At 71.1% G+C, this 16,156-nt stretch carries 10 protein-coding genes; 8 read left to right on the top strand and 2 right to left on the bottom strand.

Going from position 1 to position 16,156, the window contains the following annotated elements; translation table 11 throughout:
• Entirely contained in the window at nucleotides 1-2,286 is a 2,286-nt protein-coding gene (locus FIF60_RS13670) for an NADP-dependent malic enzyme (protein ID WP_144186652.1), read from the bottom strand.
• A gap of 496 nt (nucleotides 2,287-2,782) precedes the next feature.
• Here FIF60_RS13670 and modA point away from each other — a divergent pair, with 496 nt between their 5' ends.
• From modA to trpS, 8 genes are all read left to right on the top strand, one after another.
• Nucleotides 2,783-3,553, top strand: coding sequence for a molybdate ABC transporter substrate-binding protein (modA, locus tag FIF60_RS13675; protein ID WP_144186653.1), 771 nt, complete (start codon nucleotides 2,783-2,785; stop codon nucleotides 3,551-3,553).
• Between the two features lie 6 nt (nucleotides 3,554-3,559).
• Nucleotides 3,560-4,252: a molybdate ABC transporter permease subunit gene (gene modB, locus FIF60_RS13680; RefSeq protein ID WP_144186654.1), complete on the top strand. Its 693-nt coding sequence runs from the start codon at nucleotides 3,560-3,562 to the stop codon at nucleotides 4,250-4,252.
• Nucleotides 4,249-5,328 carry a molybdenum ABC transporter ATP-binding protein gene (gene modC / locus FIF60_RS13685; protein ID WP_144186655.1) on the top strand — a complete coding sequence of 360 codons (1,080 nt, stop codon included), beginning with the start codon at nucleotides 4,249-4,251 and terminating at the stop codon, nucleotides 5,326-5,328. Before modB ends, modC begins: the two co-directional genes overlap by 4 nt.
• A gap of 45 nt (nucleotides 5,329-5,373) precedes the next feature.
• On the top strand, nucleotides 5,374-7,983 hold the full coding sequence (gene mutS / locus FIF60_RS13690) for a DNA mismatch repair protein MutS (protein ID WP_239451622.1): 2,610 nt from the start codon (nucleotides 5,374-5,376) through the stop codon (nucleotides 7,981-7,983).
• A 204-nt stretch (nucleotides 7,984-8,187) separates the two neighbouring features.
• Complete coding sequence (locus tag FIF60_RS13695) at nucleotides 8,188-11,004, top strand: [protein-PII] uridylyltransferase (RefSeq protein ID WP_239451623.1); 2,817 nt, start codon at nucleotides 8,188-8,190, stop codon at nucleotides 11,002-11,004.
• A gap of 13 nt (nucleotides 11,005-11,017) precedes the next feature.
• Nucleotides 11,018-12,571, top strand: coding sequence for a murein biosynthesis integral membrane protein MurJ (gene murJ, locus FIF60_RS13700; RefSeq protein ID WP_144186657.1), 1,554 nt, complete (start codon nucleotides 11,018-11,020; stop codon nucleotides 12,569-12,571).
• A 148-nt stretch (nucleotides 12,572-12,719) separates the two neighbouring features.
• Entirely contained in the window at nucleotides 12,720-14,045 is a 1,326-nt protein-coding gene (locus tag FIF60_RS13705; protein WP_144186658.1) for a TrkH family potassium uptake protein, read from the top strand.
• A 91-nt stretch (nucleotides 14,046-14,136) separates the two neighbouring features.
• Entirely contained in the window at nucleotides 14,137-15,150 is a 1,014-nt protein-coding gene (gene trpS, locus FIF60_RS13710; protein WP_144186659.1) for a tryptophan--tRNA ligase, read from the top strand.
• Between the two features lie 48 nt (nucleotides 15,151-15,198).
• Here the strand turns inward: trpS and FIF60_RS13715 are convergent.
• Nucleotides 15,199-16,156: MBL fold metallo-hydrolase (locus FIF60_RS13715; protein WP_144186660.1), on the bottom strand; the 958-nt coding region annotated here is incomplete at its 5' end.

Consider the following 16,156-nt stretch of genomic DNA (forward strand, 5'->3'; position numbering starts at 1 on the left):
CTACCTCGCCAGGCTCTGGTACGCCGCGAAGGCGGCCATCAGCACGACCTGGTTGGTCGAGGCATCGAGCGGAACGATCTGCACGGGGCGCGAGAGGCCCTGCAGAACCGGGCCGATCACCGTCACCTGGCCGAGCCGCGGCAACGCGCGGGTGAGGATATGCGCTGCGTGCAGGCCGGGCATCACCAGCACGTTCGCCGGGCCCGTCAGGCGGCAGAACGGATAGAGCGCGCGCAGCGTGGGGTCGAGCGCGACGTCGGCGGCCATCTCGCCGTCGTACTCGAAATCCACCTTGCGGGCATCGAGCAGCGCAACCGCATCGCGGATCGAGCCGGGGATCGAGCCTTTCGGATCGCCGAAGGTGGAGAAGGACAGGAAAGCCACGCGCGGGTCGAGGCCCATGCGCTTCGCCGCCGCAGCGGTGGCCTTTGCGATGTCGGCAAGCTGCGCGGCATTCGGCCGCTCATGCATCGCGGTGTCGGCCACCAGCACCGTGCCGAGATCGGTCAGCAGGATCGAGATGCCGAAGACGAGATGGTTCGGCTCCGGATCGATCACCGACATCACGCCGTCGAGGCTGACGCTGTAGCTGCGCGAGAGGCCCGTGACCATCGCGTCCGCGTCGCCGAGCGCGACCATGCAGGCAGCGAACACATTGCGGTCCTGGTTCACGAGGCGCTGGCAATCGCGGGCAAGCGCGCCCTGGCGCTGAAGCCTCTCGTAGAGGAACGCCGCGTAGCGCGCATTGGCGCCCGAGAGGCGTGCGTTGTGCACCTCGATGCCCGCGGTGTCGTCGACGCCGAGCGCCTTCATCGTGCCGAACACGCGGTCCTCGCGGCCGATCAGCACAGGCGTGCCGTAGCCGGCGTTGCGGAACGCGACGGCGGAGCGGATCGTCTTCTCCTCCTCGCCCTCGGCGAACACCACGCGGCGCGGGTTGGCGCGCACCGCCTCCATGATCGCGTCGAGCGCCGCGGAGGTCGGGTCGAGCCGCGCGGCGAGGTCGCGGGCGTACTTCCTGAGGTCCATGATCGGACGGCGGGCCACGCCGCTGTCGATCGCCGCCTTCGCCACCGCAGGCGAGACCCGGCTGATCAGGCGCGGATCGAACGGCAGGGGAAGGATGTACTCGGGACCGTATTTCAGCCGCTTGCCGCCGGCGGCGGAGGCGGCGTCAAGCTCGTCGGGCACGTCCTCGCGCGCGAGCGCGGCCAACGCTTCCGCTGCCGCAACCTTCATCGTGTCGTTGATCGTCGAGGCGCGCACGTCGAGCGCGCCGCGGAAGATGTAGGGGAAGCCGAGGACGTTGTTGACCTGGTTCGGATAGTCGCTCCGTCCCGTCGCGATGATCACGTCGTCGCGCGCGGCCTTCGCGTCCTCTGGAGTAATCTCGGGGTCTGGGTTGGCCATGGCGAAGATGATCGGCTTCGCCGCCATCGAGCGCACCATCTCCTGCGTCACCGCGCCGGCCTGGGAGAGGCCGAAGAAGGCATCCGCCCCCTCGAGCGCCTCGGCGAGCGTGCGTGCGCGCGTCTCGGCCGCGTGGGCCGATTTCCACTGGTTCATCCCCTCCGAGCGGCCCTTGTAGATCACGCCCTTGGTGTCGCAGAGGATGACGTTGTCGTGCCGCATGCCCATGGCCTTGAGCAGCTCGACGCAGGCGATGCCGGCGGAACCCGCGCCGTTGACCACGAGCGTCATCTCGCGCAGGTCGCGCCCTGTCAGGTGCGCGGCATTGATCAGGCCGGCGGCGGCGACGATGGCGGTGCCGTGCTGATCGTCATGGAACACCGGAATGTCCATCAGCTCGCGCAGGCGCTGCTCGATGATGAAGCACTCCGGCGCCTTGATGTCCTCGAGGTTGATGCCGCCGAACGAGGGGCCGAGATAGCGCACGGCGTTGACGAAGGCGTCGACGTCCTCAGTGTCGATGCAGAGATCGATGCTGTCGACATCGGCGAAGCGCTTGAACAGCACCGCCTTGCCTTCCATCACCGGCTTGCCGGCGAGCGCGCCGAGATTGCCGAGGCCCAGCACCGCCGTTCCGTTCGACACGACGGCGACGAAATTGCCCTTCGCCGTGTAGTCATAGGCGAGCGAGGGGTTGGTGGCGATGTGCTTGCAGGGTTCGGCAACGCCAGGCGAATAGGCAAGCGAGAGGTCGCGCGCCGTCGTCAGCGGCTTGGTGAGGCGGATCTCGAGCTTGCCGGGGCGGCCCATGGCATGGAGCTGCAGCGCCTCCTCGGCTGTGATGCGCGCGCTCCGCCCGTCCGTGGCGCCGTCCATGGTGTTTCCTCCCAGAAAATGCGTGGCCGCAAGCTTGGCAGGCAAGCCCGCGGGGGGGAAGCCAGGCCCGGGCGGGCCCTACCTCCGTGTCTCGGCGCTGATGTGAACGCGTCCGGGGGCTGAGGCAAGAGCGAGGGTGACGGAGGCAGAGACGATCTCGAACCGCCCGGCCCAGCGCTCTGCGACGGCGGCAAGCGCCGCCTCGAGCTCGGCGCGAAGCAGCGCTGCGAAGGCAGGCTTCTAGGCCGAGGTCGCTCAGGCAGGCTGGCACGGCGCGCCGTCCTTCACGATGGCCTTCTCCGGAACGTTTCACTCGCATAGCAATCAGACGGGCTCGGGAGAGTTTGTTAGCGTATCGCACCGACCGCGCACTGCCGTCTGCCGCGCCCCCCTCCACCGTTGACGGGATTACGCCGAGCCGATATGTCCACGGAACCATATCGTCGCTCTGGGGGCGGCATGAGCGCCCGCGAAGCAAGGGGTCAGGACCATGGGCATGCTGCGCCGGTCACTTCTCGCCCTTCCGCTGCTTGGCTTCATGGCAGCGGCGCCGGGAGCAGCTTCCCAGGAGATCCGCGTCTTCGCGGCCGCGAGCCTGACCAGCGCCTTCCAGACCGTCGCCCAGTCCTGGCAGGCCGCAGGCAACCCAGCCGTGCGCTTCTCCTTCGCCGCCTCCTCCACGCTCGCGCGGCAGATCGAGCAGGGGGCGCAGGCGAACATCTTCGCCTCGGCAGACGAGGCGTGGATGAACCATCTCGCGCAGCGCAACCTGATCGTCCCGGAAAGCCGCACCTCGATCCTCGGCAACTCACTCGTGCTGGTGGCACCCGCATCGAGCGGCCAGGGCAGCGTAACGATCGGACGCGGCCTCGATCTCGCTGCCCTCCTAGGCCCGAACGGCCGCATCGCGACGGGCGACCCGACCCACGTTCCCGTCGGCCGGTATGCGCGGCAGGCGCTGGACTCGCTCGGCCTGTGGGAAGCCGCCGAGCCGAGGCTCGCGCGCGCCGACAACGTGCGCGCGGCACTGCTCTTCGTCGAGCGGGGAGACGCGCCGCTCGGCATCGTCTACGGAACCGATGCCGCGGCCACGCAGGGCGTGAAGGTGATCGGCACCTTCCCGTCCGAAAGCCACGCCGCCATCACCTACCCGTTCGCGCTGGTACGCAGGGGCGCGACCGATGAGGCGCGCGCCTTCCTCGCCTACGCGGCCGGTCCCGAGGCGGCGGCCATCTGGCGCCGGTTCGGGTTCACGCCGAGGAACTGACGCGGCGTGGCGCTCCTGACAGCGGAGGAGTGGAGCGCCGTCCGGCTCAGCCTCCAGGTGGCGACGAGCTCCGTCGCCGCCTCGCTGCCGATCGCCGTGCTCATCTCGCTCGTGCTCGCGCGCGGCCGCTTCCCCGGCAAGGCGCTGCTCGACGCGCTGGTTCACCTGCCGCTGGTCCTGCCGCCCGTCGTCGTCGGCTGGCTGCTGCTGGTGCTGTTCGGCGCGCAGGGGCCGCTAGGGCGGCTGCTGCATGACCTGTTCGGCATTCGCCTCGTCTTCACCGCGGAAGGTGCGGCCCTCGCAACGGCCGTGATGGGCTTCCCGCTGATGGTGCGCGCGGTCCGCCTCTCCATCGAAGCGATCGATCTCGGTCTCGAGGACGCCGCACGCACGCTGGGCGCCGGCCCGCTCGACCGGTTCGTCACCATCACCCTGCCGCTGATGAGCCCCGGCCTGCTCGCCGGCGCGATCATCGCCTTCGCCGCGGGCCTGGGCGAGTTCGGCGCGGTGATCACCTTCGTCTCCAATATCCCGGGCGAGACGCAGACGCTGACGCTCGCGATCTACACCGCGGTGCAGACGCCTGGCGGAGAAGGGACGGCCGCGCGTCTCGCGGCGATCTCGTTCTCTCTCGCGCTCGCCGGCCTGCTCGCCTCGGAGCTTCTCGCGCGGCGGATGCGCGCCTGGCTCGGGCGATGACGGTTTCCGTATCGGTTACGCAACGCCTTGGCGACTTCGCTCTGGATGTCGCCTTCGAGGCCCCGTCTCCCGGCGTCGTCGCCCTGTTCGGTCCTTCGGGTTCGGGAAAGAGCAGCATCGTGCGCGCTATCGCCGGCCTCTCGCGTCCCGAGGCCGGGCGCATCGCCGTCGACGGAACGGTGTTCCTCGACACCGAGGCTAGGCTTGCGCTCCCACCCGAGAAGCGGCGCGTGGGCCTCGTGTTCCAGGATGCGCGGCTGTTCCCGCACATGTCGGTCGAGACCAACCTGCGCTACGGGCTGCGCCGGGCGCCGGCCGGGGAGCGGCGCATCGGGTTCGACGCGGTGGTGGCGATGCTCGGCATCGGGCACCTGCTCGCGCGCCGGCCGCACACGCTCTCGGGCGGCGAGAAGCAGCGCGTCGCGGTCGGCCGCGCGCTGCTCGCCCAGCCGCGGCTTCTGCTGATGGATGAGCCGCTCGCGAGCCTCGATGCCGCGCGCAAGGCGGAGGTGCTGCCCTTCCTCGAACGCCTGCGCGACGAGATCCGCCTGCCCATTCTCTACGTGAGCCATGACTGGGCGGAGGTGGCCCGGCTTGCCGACACGCTTGTTCTCCTCGACCAGGGCCGCGTCATCGCCGCGGGGCCGGTGGCGGACCTCGCCGCCAACCCGTCCCTGCCGCTTGCCGCGCGCGAGGACGCCGGCGCGGTGCTCGATGGGACGGTCGCCGAACACCTCGACGCGCGCGGGCTGACGCGGCTCGATGCGTCGGGCATCCCGCTTCTTGCCGCGCGCCTGCCCCACCCACCTGGCCAGCGCCTGAGGCTTCGCATCCCCGCGCGCGAGGTCTCGCTGGCGGCAGAGGCGCCGCGGCTGCTCAGCGTGCACAACATCCTCGCAGGCGAGGTGGCGCACATCACGCCAGGCCATGCGCCTGGCACCGCGCTCGTCGCCGTCCGCGTCGGTGGCGTGACGCTCCTGTCGCAGGTGACGCAGGATGCGGTGTCCCGCCTCGCGCTTGGTCCCGGCAGCCCCGTGCACGCGCTCGTCAAGTCGGTCGCGGTGCTGCGCGTCTGATCGGCGGCTTCACAGGCGGCGTGGGGCCGCTAACGTGCGCCGGCCATGCCCCCCGCCAATGCCCCCAGCCCCATGCTCGCGCAGTGGTTCGCCGCGAAGGAGAACCACCCGGACGCGCTGCTTTTCTTCCGCATGGGCGATTTCTTCGAGCTGTTCTTCGAGGATGCGGAGCGCGCCGCTCCCGCCCTGGACATCGCGCTGACCACGCGCGGCGAGCATGCGGGCAAGCCCATCCCGATGTGCGGCGTGCCGGCGGCGAACGCCGAGCCCTATCTCGCACGGCTGATCCGGCGCGGCTTCCGCATCGCCATCGTCGAGCAGACCGAAACCCCGGAGCAGGCCCGCGCGCGCGGCCATCGGGGGCCATTGCCGCGCGCCGTGGTGCGCGTCGTGACGCCCGGTACGGTCACCGAGGAGGCGCTTCTCGAGCCTGACCGGCCCTCCTGGGTCGCGGCGGCCGCATTGGGGGCGGACGGGATGGCGGGCCTCGCCTGGCTCGACATCTCGACCGGCGCGTTCGCCTGCCGCTCCGTGCCGGCGCGCGACCTCGCCGGCGCCGTCGGGGCGCTCGAGCCGGCGGAGCTTCTGGTGGCCGAGGAGGCCGCATCGGAGCCTGCGCTCGCGCCCTGGCGCAACCGCCTGGTCGCGCTGCCTGGCGCACGCTTCCGGCCCGAGCCTGCCCGCCGCGCACTCGAGGAGGCCTATGGCGTGCGCACCCTCGAAGGGTTCGGTGCCTTCTCCGAGGCCGAGCTCGCCGCGGCCGGCGCAGTGCTCGGCTATGTACGGACGACGCAGGCCGGCAAGCTGCCGCTTCTCGCGCCGCTCTCGCGCGAAGCTGGCGGCACGACGATGGCGATCGACGCCGCCACACGGAAGAGCCTCGAGCTCGGCGCCGGCGAGACCGGTCTTCTCAGGGCGATCGACCGGACGGTGACGGCCGCCGGAGCCAGGCTTCTCGCAGCGCGCATCGCCTCGCCCTCCACCCTCGTCGGGGCGATCGCCGCGCGGCATGACGCGGCAGGGTTCTTCCTCGCCGATGCCGCCGCGCGGGAGGACATCCGCGTCCTGCTGCGCCGCGCGCCCGACATGGCACGAGCGCTCGGGCGGCTCGGGCTCGGGCGCGGCGCGGCGCGCGACCTCGCCGCCATCCGCGACGGGCTTGGTGCCGCCGCGGCGATCGGGGCAAGGCTGGCTGCCTGCCTCCTCCCGCGTCCCTCCCTGCTCGCCGATGCCGAGGCGGGGCTAGACCCCGCGCCCGCCCTCGCCGGGCGCCTCTCCCTCGCCCTCGTTCCCGCCCCACCGGTGAAGGCCTCAGAGAGCGGGGCGGTCGCTTCGGGCTTCGACGCCGCGCTCGACGCCGCCCGCGGCTTGCGAGACGACAGCCGCCGCGTCGTCGCGGGGCTCGAGGCCGCCTACCGCGCGGCGACCGGCATTCCGAACCTCAAGCTTCGCCACACGGCCCAGCTCGGCTACTTCGCCGAGGTTCCGGAGGCGGCAGGCCTCGCGCTGCGCGAGGCCAGCCCCCCACCGCTCCCCGGCCTCGCGCACCGGCAGACCATGGCCGGCACGATGCGTTTCATCACCACCGAGCTTGCCGAGCTCGATGCGCGCATCGTCTCCGCCGCCTCCGAGGCAGAGGCGCGCGAAGCGGGAATCCTCGCCGAGCTCGCCGCAGCGGTGCGCGCAGACGCACGCGGCATCGCGGCCGCGGCCGAGGCGCTGGCCGCCATCGACGTCGCGGCAGCGACGGCCGTGCTTGCCGAGGCCGAGGGCTGGACCCGCCCGGAGATCACCGAGGGCCGCGACTTCGTGGTCGAGGACGGGCGCCACCCTGTCGTCGAGGCCGCCGTGCGCGCGGAAGGCGGCGCGTTCGTCGCGAACGGGGCCGACCTCTCTCCCGGCACCCGGCTCTGGCTGATCACCGGCCCGAACATGGCCGGCAAGTCCACCTATCTCCGCCAGAATGCGCTGATCGCCATCCTCGCCCAGGCGGGGCTGTTCGTGCCGGCAAGGGCGGCGCGGATCGGGGTTGTGGACCGGCTGTTCAGCCGCGTCGGCGCATCCGATGACCTCGCGCGCGGACGCTCGACCTTCATGGTCGAGATGGTCGAGACAGCGGCGATCCTGAACCTGGCCAGCCCCTCGAGCCTCGTGATCCTCGACGAGATCGGCCGCGGCACGGCGACGTGGGACGGGCTCGCCATCGCCTGGTCGGTTCTCGAGGCGCTGCATGACCGGCTTCGCTGCCGGGCGCTGTTCGCGACGCATTTCCACGAGCTCACGGCGCTTTCCGGCAAGCTGCCCGAGCTGCGCCTCGCCCAGTTCGGGGCACGGGAATGGCGCGGCGAGGTGGTGTTCCTGCACGCCCTGAAGCCCGGCGCGGCCGACCGGTCCTGGGGCATCGCGGTGGCCAGGCTCGCCGGGCTGCCGCGGGAGGTGACCGCCCGCGCCGCCGCCGTTCTCGCCGCGCTCGAGGAGCGCGCGCGGGGGCTGACCCCGCTTGCCGAGGAACTGCCCCTGTTCGCTGGGGCGCCGAAGGCCGCGCAGGCTGGCCCGCGTGAGGCAGCATTCGCGGCCCTGGTGGAGGCCAACCCGGACGCGATGAGCCCGCTCGAGGCACACGCGCTGCTCGTGCGACTGAAATCCCTGCTCTGAGGCCGGGGCGAGGGCCTTTCTCCCAATGCCGGCGTAGACCACGCGGACGAAACAACCATGCATGCTCGCGCATTCATGACGCAAATGCCCTGGGTTGTTTCACGCTCCCCCTTCTTCGCGCCCGGCGGACGTGTCTAAAGTGAAGGTATGGATCAGCGCGTGGACGGGCTTCCCGCCGCCGCCGGAGGGGATCACACGTCCCCAATGGCGGAGCAGGACGCGCTTGTCAGCCAGCTCCAGCAGGATCTTGCCGCCCTCTCCGCCAAGGGCTCCGATCCCGGCAGCCTCGACGGAGGGGTGAAGCGCGACCGGGCACTCGCCCTGTTCCGGCGCCATCTCGGGCGCATCCAGGCAGACACCAAGCAGCGTTTCGAGCAGGGGCTCGGCGGCCTCGATGCCGCCAAGCATCTCTCCGGGCAGATGGACGGGATGGTCCGCACCCTGCTCGGCTGGACGACCGCGACGGTGTTTCCCCCGGGCATCTCCTCCTCGGGCGAGGCGCTCGCCCTCGCAGCGACCGGGGGCTACGGCCGTGGCGTCCTCGCCCCCTTCTCGGACATCGACCTTCTCTTCCTCACCCCGTGGAAGGAGCCTCCGCGCACCGAGCAGGTGGTGGAGTTCATGCTCTACTTCCTGTGGGACCTCGGCCTGAAGGTCGGCCACGCCACGCGAAGCCTCGACGAGTGCATCGCCCAGGCCCGCGCCGACGCGACGATCCGCACGAGCCTCGTCGATGCCCGCTTCCTCGGCGGCGACGGCGCGCTGTTCCAGGAATTCCGCCAGCGCTTCAGGACCGACTGCGCAGAGAACGGCGCCGCCGCCTTCATCGGCGCCAAGCGCGCCGAGCGCGAGGAGCGGCACCGCAAGTTCGGCGACAACGCCTTCCTCGTCGAACCCAACGTGAAGGACGGCAAGGGCGGGCTGCGCGATCTCCAGACGCTCTACTGGATCGGCCGCTACGTCACCGGCGCGGACGGGCCGGAGAGCCTCGCCGAGGACGGGCTGATCGGGGCAGACGAGGCGCGGGCCTGGCGCCGCGCGGCGGCCTTCCTCTGGTCCGTGCGCTTCCACCTGCACTACGCCACCGGCCGGGCCGAGGAGCGGCTGACCTTCGACCTCCAGCCCGTCATCGGCGCAGCGATGGGCTACACCCGGCACGGCCCGACCCAGGGCGTCGAGCGGTTCATGAAGCACTACTTCCTGACCGCCCGCGAGGTGCGCCGCCTGACGCTGACGGTCGAACCCGCGATCGAGCGCGCGGCCCTCGGCGCGCCCGCCGTTCAGCCGGAGACGACGCCAAGCCTTAGCGCCGCCGGCTTCGCCCTGCTCGAGGGCCAGGTCGTGCTCGCTGAAGGCAGGAGCTTTGCCGACGAGCCGATCCTGATGTTCCGCGCGCTCAGGGTATCGCGCGACACGGGCAAGGACCTGCACCCGCTCACCCTGCGCGCGCTGGTGCGCCACGGCAGGAACTCGACCCAGCTCCGGAACGACCCGGAGGCGAACGCGATCTTCCTCGACCTTCTCGCCGGGCCGCAGGACAACCCCGCGAAGGCCGACGGCGCGAAGTGGCTCGGCACGATGAACCTCGCCGGCATGCTCGGCCGCTTCATCCCCGACTGGGGCCGCATCGTCGGGCAGATGCAGTTCGACACCTACCACGTGTTCACGGTCGACGAGCACACGATCGAGGCCGTGCGCGTGCTGAACGACCTCGAGCGCGGCAACCTCGCCGATGTCACGCCCGTGGCCTCGGCGCTGATCGGGCAGGTGCAGTCGCGCCGCGCGCTCTACGTCGCGATGATGCTGCACGACATCGCCAAGGGCCGCGACGGCGACCATTCCGAGATGGGCGCGGTGATCACCCAGGAGCTCGGCCCCCGCCTCGGCCTGACGGCGGAGGAGACCGAGACGGCCTCGTGGCTCGTGCTGCACCACCTCGTGCTGAGCCAGACCGCCTTCAAGCGCGACATCGACGACCCCAAGACGGTGCTCGACCTTGCAGAGCTCGTGCAAAGCCCCGAGCGGTTGAGGCTGCTCGAGGTGCTGACGGTCGCCGACATGCGCGCCGTGTCGACGAAGGTGTGGAACAACTGGAAGGCGACGCTTCTGCGCGAGATCTACTGGCGCGTGGCGGAGGTTCTCGCCGGCGGCCTGAACGTACCCGAGCGCGACGCCCGCGTCGCTCGCGCCCGCGCCTCGGCAGAGGCGGCACTCTCCGCGGATGGTCTCGGCCCGGACGAGATCGCCGAGTTCATGGCGCTCGGCTATCCCGCATACTGGCTCGGCTTCGACCCCTCGACGCATGCGCGGCACGCCCGCATCGTGCGCGAGGCGGCCGATGCGCCGCTGACCGTTCGCACCACCATCATGGCCGACCGCGGGGTGACGGAAGTGACGGTCTACGCCGCCGATCATCCCGGCCTGTTCTCTAAGGTCGCCGGTGCGCTCGCCGTAGCCGGCGCCTCGATCGTCGATGCGCGCATCCACACGATGACGAACGGCATGGCGCTCGACACGTTCTGGATCCAGGACGCGGCCGGCGGCTCCTTCGACACGCCGCACCGCATCGCGCGCATGTCGGTGCTGATCGAGCAGGCGCTATCGGGGCGGCTCCGCATCGCCGAGGAGATCAGGAAGTCACGCCCGCCCTCGCCGCGCACGCGCGCCATCCACGTTCCCCCGCGCGTCGTGATCGACAATCACGCTTCCGCCACGCACACCGTCGTCGAGGTGAACGGGCGGGACCGTCCCGGCTTCCTGCACGACGTGACGGCGGCGATGAGCGAGGCCGGCGTGCAGATCGCCTCCGCGCATGTGACGACCTACGGCGTGCGGGCAGTCGACGTGTTCTACGTCAAGGACGTGTTCGGGCTGAAGATCGAGAACGAGCGCAAGCTCTCCTCGCTCAAGGAGGCGCTGCTCGCCGCTCTCGAGCCGCCGCCAGGCACGGTCGCCGCCGCGCCTCTGCCGCCTGCCGGAGGCGGTGCGGCGCGCAGGCGCAACGCCGCGGGGCCGGCCTGATCCTTCGCTGCCGATGCTGAGAAGTGTCGTCACGGTCGGAGCGTGGACCGGCGCCTCCCGCATCCTCGGCTTCGTGCGCGACATCGCCATCGCCGCGCGGCTCGGCGCCGGGCCCGAGGCGGATGCGTTCTTCGTCGCGCTGAAGCTGCCCAACTTCTTCCGCCGCCTGTTCGGCGAGGGCGCCTTCGCCGCCGCCTTCGTTCCGATGTTCGCGGGTTCGCTCGCGGGGGAGGGGCGCGAGGCGGCGCGCCGTGTCGCAGAGGGCGCGCTCGCGGTGATGGTCGCCGCGCTCGCGGCGCTGACGCTTCTCGCCATCGTCTTCATGCCGCAGGCGATGACCGTACTCGCCCCCGGCTTCGTGAGGGATCCGGAACGGTTCGCGCTCGCTGTCGAGCTCACGCGCATCACCTTTCCGTACCTGCTGTTGATCTGCGTCGTGGCGCTTCTCTCCGGCGTGCTGAACGGGCTCGACCGGTTCGCTGCCGCGGCCGGCGCGCCGGTCCTGTTCAACCTCTGCCTGATCGCTGGGCTGTTCGCCGCGCCCGTCATCGGCATAGGTGCGGTGCACGGGCTCGCCTGGGGCGTGGCCGCCTCGGGCATCGCGCAGCTTGTGCTTCTCGCCGTTGCGGTGGGCGCTGCGGGGCTGCCGTTGCGCCTGCCGCGTCCGCGCCTGACGCCGGAGGTGCGCGCGCTCCTGCGCAGGATGGTGCCTGGCGCGATCGGCGCTGGCGTGACGCAGATCAACCTGATGATCGACGTGATCATCGCCTCGCTCCTGCCGCAGGGCGCGATCGCCTTCCTCTACTACGCCGACCGCGTGGCGCAGCTTCCGCTTGGGGTGATCGGGACCGCCGTCGGCACCGCGCTGCTGCCCGTCCTGTCCCGCCAGGTGCGCAGCGGCGACGGAATGAAGGCGATCGATACGCAGAACCGCGCAGTCGAGCTCGCCCTCCTGCTCACGCTTCCTGCCGCCGCCGGGCTGATCGCCTGCGCGCTGCCGATCGTGTCGGTGCTGTTCGAGCGCGGCGCATTCGGGGCCGAGCAGTCGCGCGCGACGGCGCTTGCGCTCGCGGCCTATGGCGTCGGCCTTCCGGCGTTCGTGCTGGTGAAGGTGTTCGCGCCGGGCTTCTTCGCGCGCGGCGACACGGCCACGCCGGTGAAGATCGGCATTGCTTGCGTGGCGCTGAACCTCGCGCTCAACCTCGCCCTGATCGGCCCGCTCGGCCATGTCGGCGTCGCGCTCGCGACGTCGCTTGCCGCCTGGGCCAACGCCGGCGCGCTTGCCTTCGTCCTGCGACGGCACGGGCGGTGGCGCGAGGATGGGCGGCTCGTCTCCCGCACGCTGCGCATCGCGCTCGCCGCGCTCCTCATGGCGCTCGCACTCTGGGCGGTGCGCGAGGCGATGGCCGACGACCTCCTGCTTCTCCGCGGCTTCCGCTGGGGCGCGCTCGCGGCGCTCCTCGGCTTCGGCGGCGCGGTGTTCGCCGGCCTCGCGCTCGCGTTCCGCGCGGCCGATGTGGCGGAGATCAGGGGGTACCTGCGGCGCCGGCGGAGCGCTTCTCCGTAATTCCTGCCATGCCAGGGCCGCAATTGTCGCGAACGCGGTCCGGGCGTTTGCTTCCGGCCGTCCTGGGCTGGCAACCCTGGCAACCCCCTCCCCACATCGCAGGTCCACCATGACCACGCACCGGGAACCCTCCCGCGCGAACGGCCGCATGGCCGGTCGGCTCTTCGCCTATGCAGGGCAGCGCCCTGCCAGGCTCGTCGCGGTCGGCTATGCCGCGAACATGGCACTCGGCTTCCTTCTGCTGTCGCTGCCGATCAGTGCGGCGGCACCGTCGCGTGCGATCGACGATCTCTTCATCGCCGTCTCCGCCGTCTCGACCACAGGGCTGGTGCCGGTCGACCCCGGCAGCACGTACAGCCGCTTCGGCCAGGCTGTCATCCTCGTCATGATCCAGGCTGGCGGGCTCGGCTTCATGACGGCGAGCAGCTTCGCCTTCGCGGTGCTGACGAACGATGCGCCCTCGCCGCTGCGCGGCCGTGTCACGCGCGCAGTGTTCTCGCTGCCCGCCTCCGTCGCGCCGCGGGTCTTCGTGCTGCGCGTGGTGGTCTACACCGCGATCGTCGAGGCGGCGGGCGCGGGCGCCTTAGCCTGGCTCTTCGCCGCGCGCGGCGTAGAGAGCCCGCTGTGGCAGGGCGTGTTCCACAGCGTCTCGGCGTTCTGCACCGCCGGCTTCTCGCTGTTCGCAACGAGCTTCGAGGCCTTCGCCGGCGATGCGCCCGTGCTTCTCGTCATCGCGGTGCTGTCGATCCTCGGGGCCGTCGGCTTCCTGGTCGCCTCCGAGGCGTGGGACAGGGTGCGCGGGCGCATCACGCGGCTGTCGCTGTCCACCCGGCTGATCCTCGCCGTGACGGCGATCGTGCTGGTGCTCGGCACGGCCGTGCTCGCACTCGCCGAGCCCTCGATCACGGCCATGCCTGCCGGGCAGAGACTTTTGAACGCATTCTTCCAGGCGATGACGGCCTCGACCACGGTCGGCTTCAACGCCATCCCCACGGCTCCGCTCGGCGCCTTCGCGGTGACGGCCACCTACATCATGATGCTCATCGGCGCCTCGCCCTCGGGCACGGGCGGCGGGTTGAAGAGCACCACCGTCGCGGTGCAGTGGGCCTTCATGCTCGCCGTGCTGCGGGGGCGGCGCGAGGTGACGCTGTTCGGAACCGCGGTGCCGGAGGGCAAGCTTCGCCAGGCGCTCGCCACCTTCTTCATGGCAGCGACGCTTCTTGCCGCAGCGATGCTCGCGCTCTCGCTCACCGAGACGCTCGCTTTCGACAGGCTGCTGTTCGAGGCGATCTCCGCGCTCGGCACGGTCGGGCTGTCGCTCGGCGTGACCGGCGAGCTGAGCGATGCAGGCAAGGCGGTGATCTGCCTTCTCATGTACGCCGGCCGCGTCGGCGTGCTTGCCTTCGGCGTGGCGCTCGCGGTGCGGGCGCGTGGACAGCTCGCGGGGGCGAGGGAGGAGGACGTGGCGCTCTGAGCCGGGCGGCTTGACCGAAGCGCGGCCGCGCGGGATACGCCGCTTACACCAACCGACCAGCCCAGTCCCTTCCAAAAGGACCCAGCGCGCGATGACCGCCCACACGCTTCCCCGCATCTTCTCCGGCGTCCAGCCCACCGGGAACCTGCATCTCGGCAACTATCTCGGCGCCATCCGCAACTGGGTGAAGCTGCAGCACGACCATGAGTGCCTGTTCTGCGTGGTCGATCTCCATGCCATCACCGTCTGGCAGGACCCCGCGGAGCTGCGCCGCGCAACGCGCGAGGTGGCGGCCGCGATGGTCGCCTCCGGCATCGATGCCGAGAAGCACATCATCTTCCACCAGTCCGCCGTGCCTGCGCACGCGCAGCTCGCCTGGGTGTTCAACTGCGTCGCCCGCATGGGCTGGCTGAACCGCATGACGCAGTTCAAGGAGAAGGCAGGGAAGGACCGCGAGGCGGCCTCCGTCGGCCTCTACGCCTATCCGAACCTGATGGCGGCGGACATCCTCGCCTACAAGGCGACGCGCGTTCCGGTCGGCGATGACCAGAAGCAGCATCTCGAGCTCGCCAACGACATCGCGCAGAAGTTCAACCACGACACCGGCCGTGCCGTGTTCCCGATGATCGAGCCGATCATCATGGGCCCGGCGGCGCGCGTGATGAGCCTGCGGGACGGGACGAAGAAGATGTCGAAGTCCGACCCGTCGGACCAGTCGCGAATCAACCTGACCGACGACGCCGACGCGATCGCGCTGAAGGTCCGCCGTGCGAAGACCGACCCCGAGCCGCTTCCCTCCGAGGAGGCCGGGCTCGAGGGAAGGGCGGAGGCGCGCAACCTCGTCGGCATCTACGCGGGGCTGACCGACCTGCACCCGGCTGCCGTGCTGACCGAGCACGGCAACAAGCCGTTCAGTGCCTTCAAGGCTGCGCTGACCGACCTTCTCGTCGCCTCCCTCTCGCCGATCGCCTCCGAGATGCGCCGGCTGCTTGCCGAGGAAGGCGCGGTGGAGGCGATCCTGCGGTCGGGCGCCGAGCGGGCGCGGGCGCTGTCCGCGCCGGTCATCGCCGAGGTCGAGGACGCAGTCGGGTTCCTGAGGACCTAGGGCATGTGGAGGAGCCCTTTCCGCATGCGCGGAAACGGCTCCTGACCGTCAGCCCAGTTGCCAGGGCCGCGGCACCCACAGGAACCCCTCGCCGTCGGCCACCACCCTGCCGAAACCGGGCCAGGGGACGTGCACGCCGCCCACCAGGATGCGCTCGCGCGAGAGCATCTCGAGCGTCCTCACCCTGCTCTCCACACCCATCGCCTGGTCCACGTCCACGCCCACCCTCCATCTCGGCCGGGCGAGCTGGATCACCGTCTGGTGCGCGATGTCGCCCCAGATCAGCATCGTTTCGTCGCCCGACGAGAAGCGGAAGCTCACATGCCCTGGCGTATGGCCAGGCGCGGGGATGGCGCTGACGCCCGGGCTCACCTCCACCTCGCGGTCGATCGGGAAGGTGCGGATGCGGCCGTCATAGGGGCGGATCGCACGCCGGGCCGCCTCGATGAACCTCTGGCCCTGCGGCACCCGGCTCTCCATCGCCGGGTCGGTCCAGAACCGGTGGTCGGCGTCGGAGACGACGATCTCGGCATTGGGGAAGTTCCGCGTCGTGCCGTCATAGGATAGGCCGAGCGCGTGCTCGGGGTGGATGTGGGTGAGCAGCACCGCCTCGATTTGCTCAGGTCGGTAGCCGGACGCACGCAGCGCATCGAGCGTGCCGCCGGTCGTCGGGATGAAGGAGGAGTGGCCGCCGCAATCGACCATGAAGAGGGACCGGCCGGTGTTGACCACGTAGCAGCCCACCGGCTGGTGCAGCCCGCGCGGGTCGAACCAGGATCGCTCGCGGAGTGCGGCAATGCTCTCCGGCGTACTGTCGGGAAAGAAGCGGGGGATGAAGTCGTTCGTCCCCTGCATCCCCCCATCGAGGAGCGCCGTCACCTCCACCTCGCCGACGCGGAGGCGGTGGAACCCCGGCGCCCGCGTGCCGGCCGGTGCGGGTGCGGCGGCGGCGGCGTGCGCCAGCGGCAGCGATGCGACGGCAAGCGCCGTGGCGAGGGCGGCGCGG

The organism is Elioraea rosea (assembly GCF_007644105.1).
Lineage (GTDB): Bacteria > Pseudomonadota > Alphaproteobacteria > Acetobacterales > Acetobacteraceae > Elioraea_A > Elioraea_A rosea.

Excerpts from the sequence above, each read along its gene's own strand:
- FIF60_RS13695 (WP_239451623.1), top strand. The coding sequence starts at position 8,188 with ATGGCGGAGCAGGACGCGCTTGTCAGCCAGCTCCAGCAGGATCTTGCC.
- murJ (WP_144186657.1), top strand. The coding sequence starts at position 11,018 with ATGCTGAGAAGTGTCGTCACGGTCGGAGCGTGGACCGGCGCCTCCCGC.
- trpS (WP_144186659.1), top strand. The coding sequence starts at position 14,137 with ATGACCGCCCACACGCTTCCCCGCATCTTCTCCGGCGTCCAGCCCACC.
- FIF60_RS13670 (WP_144186652.1), bottom strand. The coding sequence starts at position 2,286 with ATGGACGGCGCCACGGACGGGCGGAGCGCGCGCATCACAGCCGAGGAG.
- mutS (WP_239451622.1), top strand. The coding sequence starts at position 5,374 with ATGCCCCCCGCCAATGCCCCCAGCCCCATGCTCGCGCAGTGGTTCGCC.
- modA (WP_144186653.1), top strand. The coding sequence starts at position 2,783 with ATGCTGCGCCGGTCACTTCTCGCCCTTCCGCTGCTTGGCTTCATGGCA.
- FIF60_RS13705 (WP_144186658.1), top strand. The coding sequence starts at position 12,720 with ATGGCCGGTCGGCTCTTCGCCTATGCAGGGCAGCGCCCTGCCAGGCTC.
- modC (WP_144186655.1), top strand. The coding sequence starts at position 4,249 with ATGACGGTTTCCGTATCGGTTACGCAACGCCTTGGCGACTTCGCTCTG.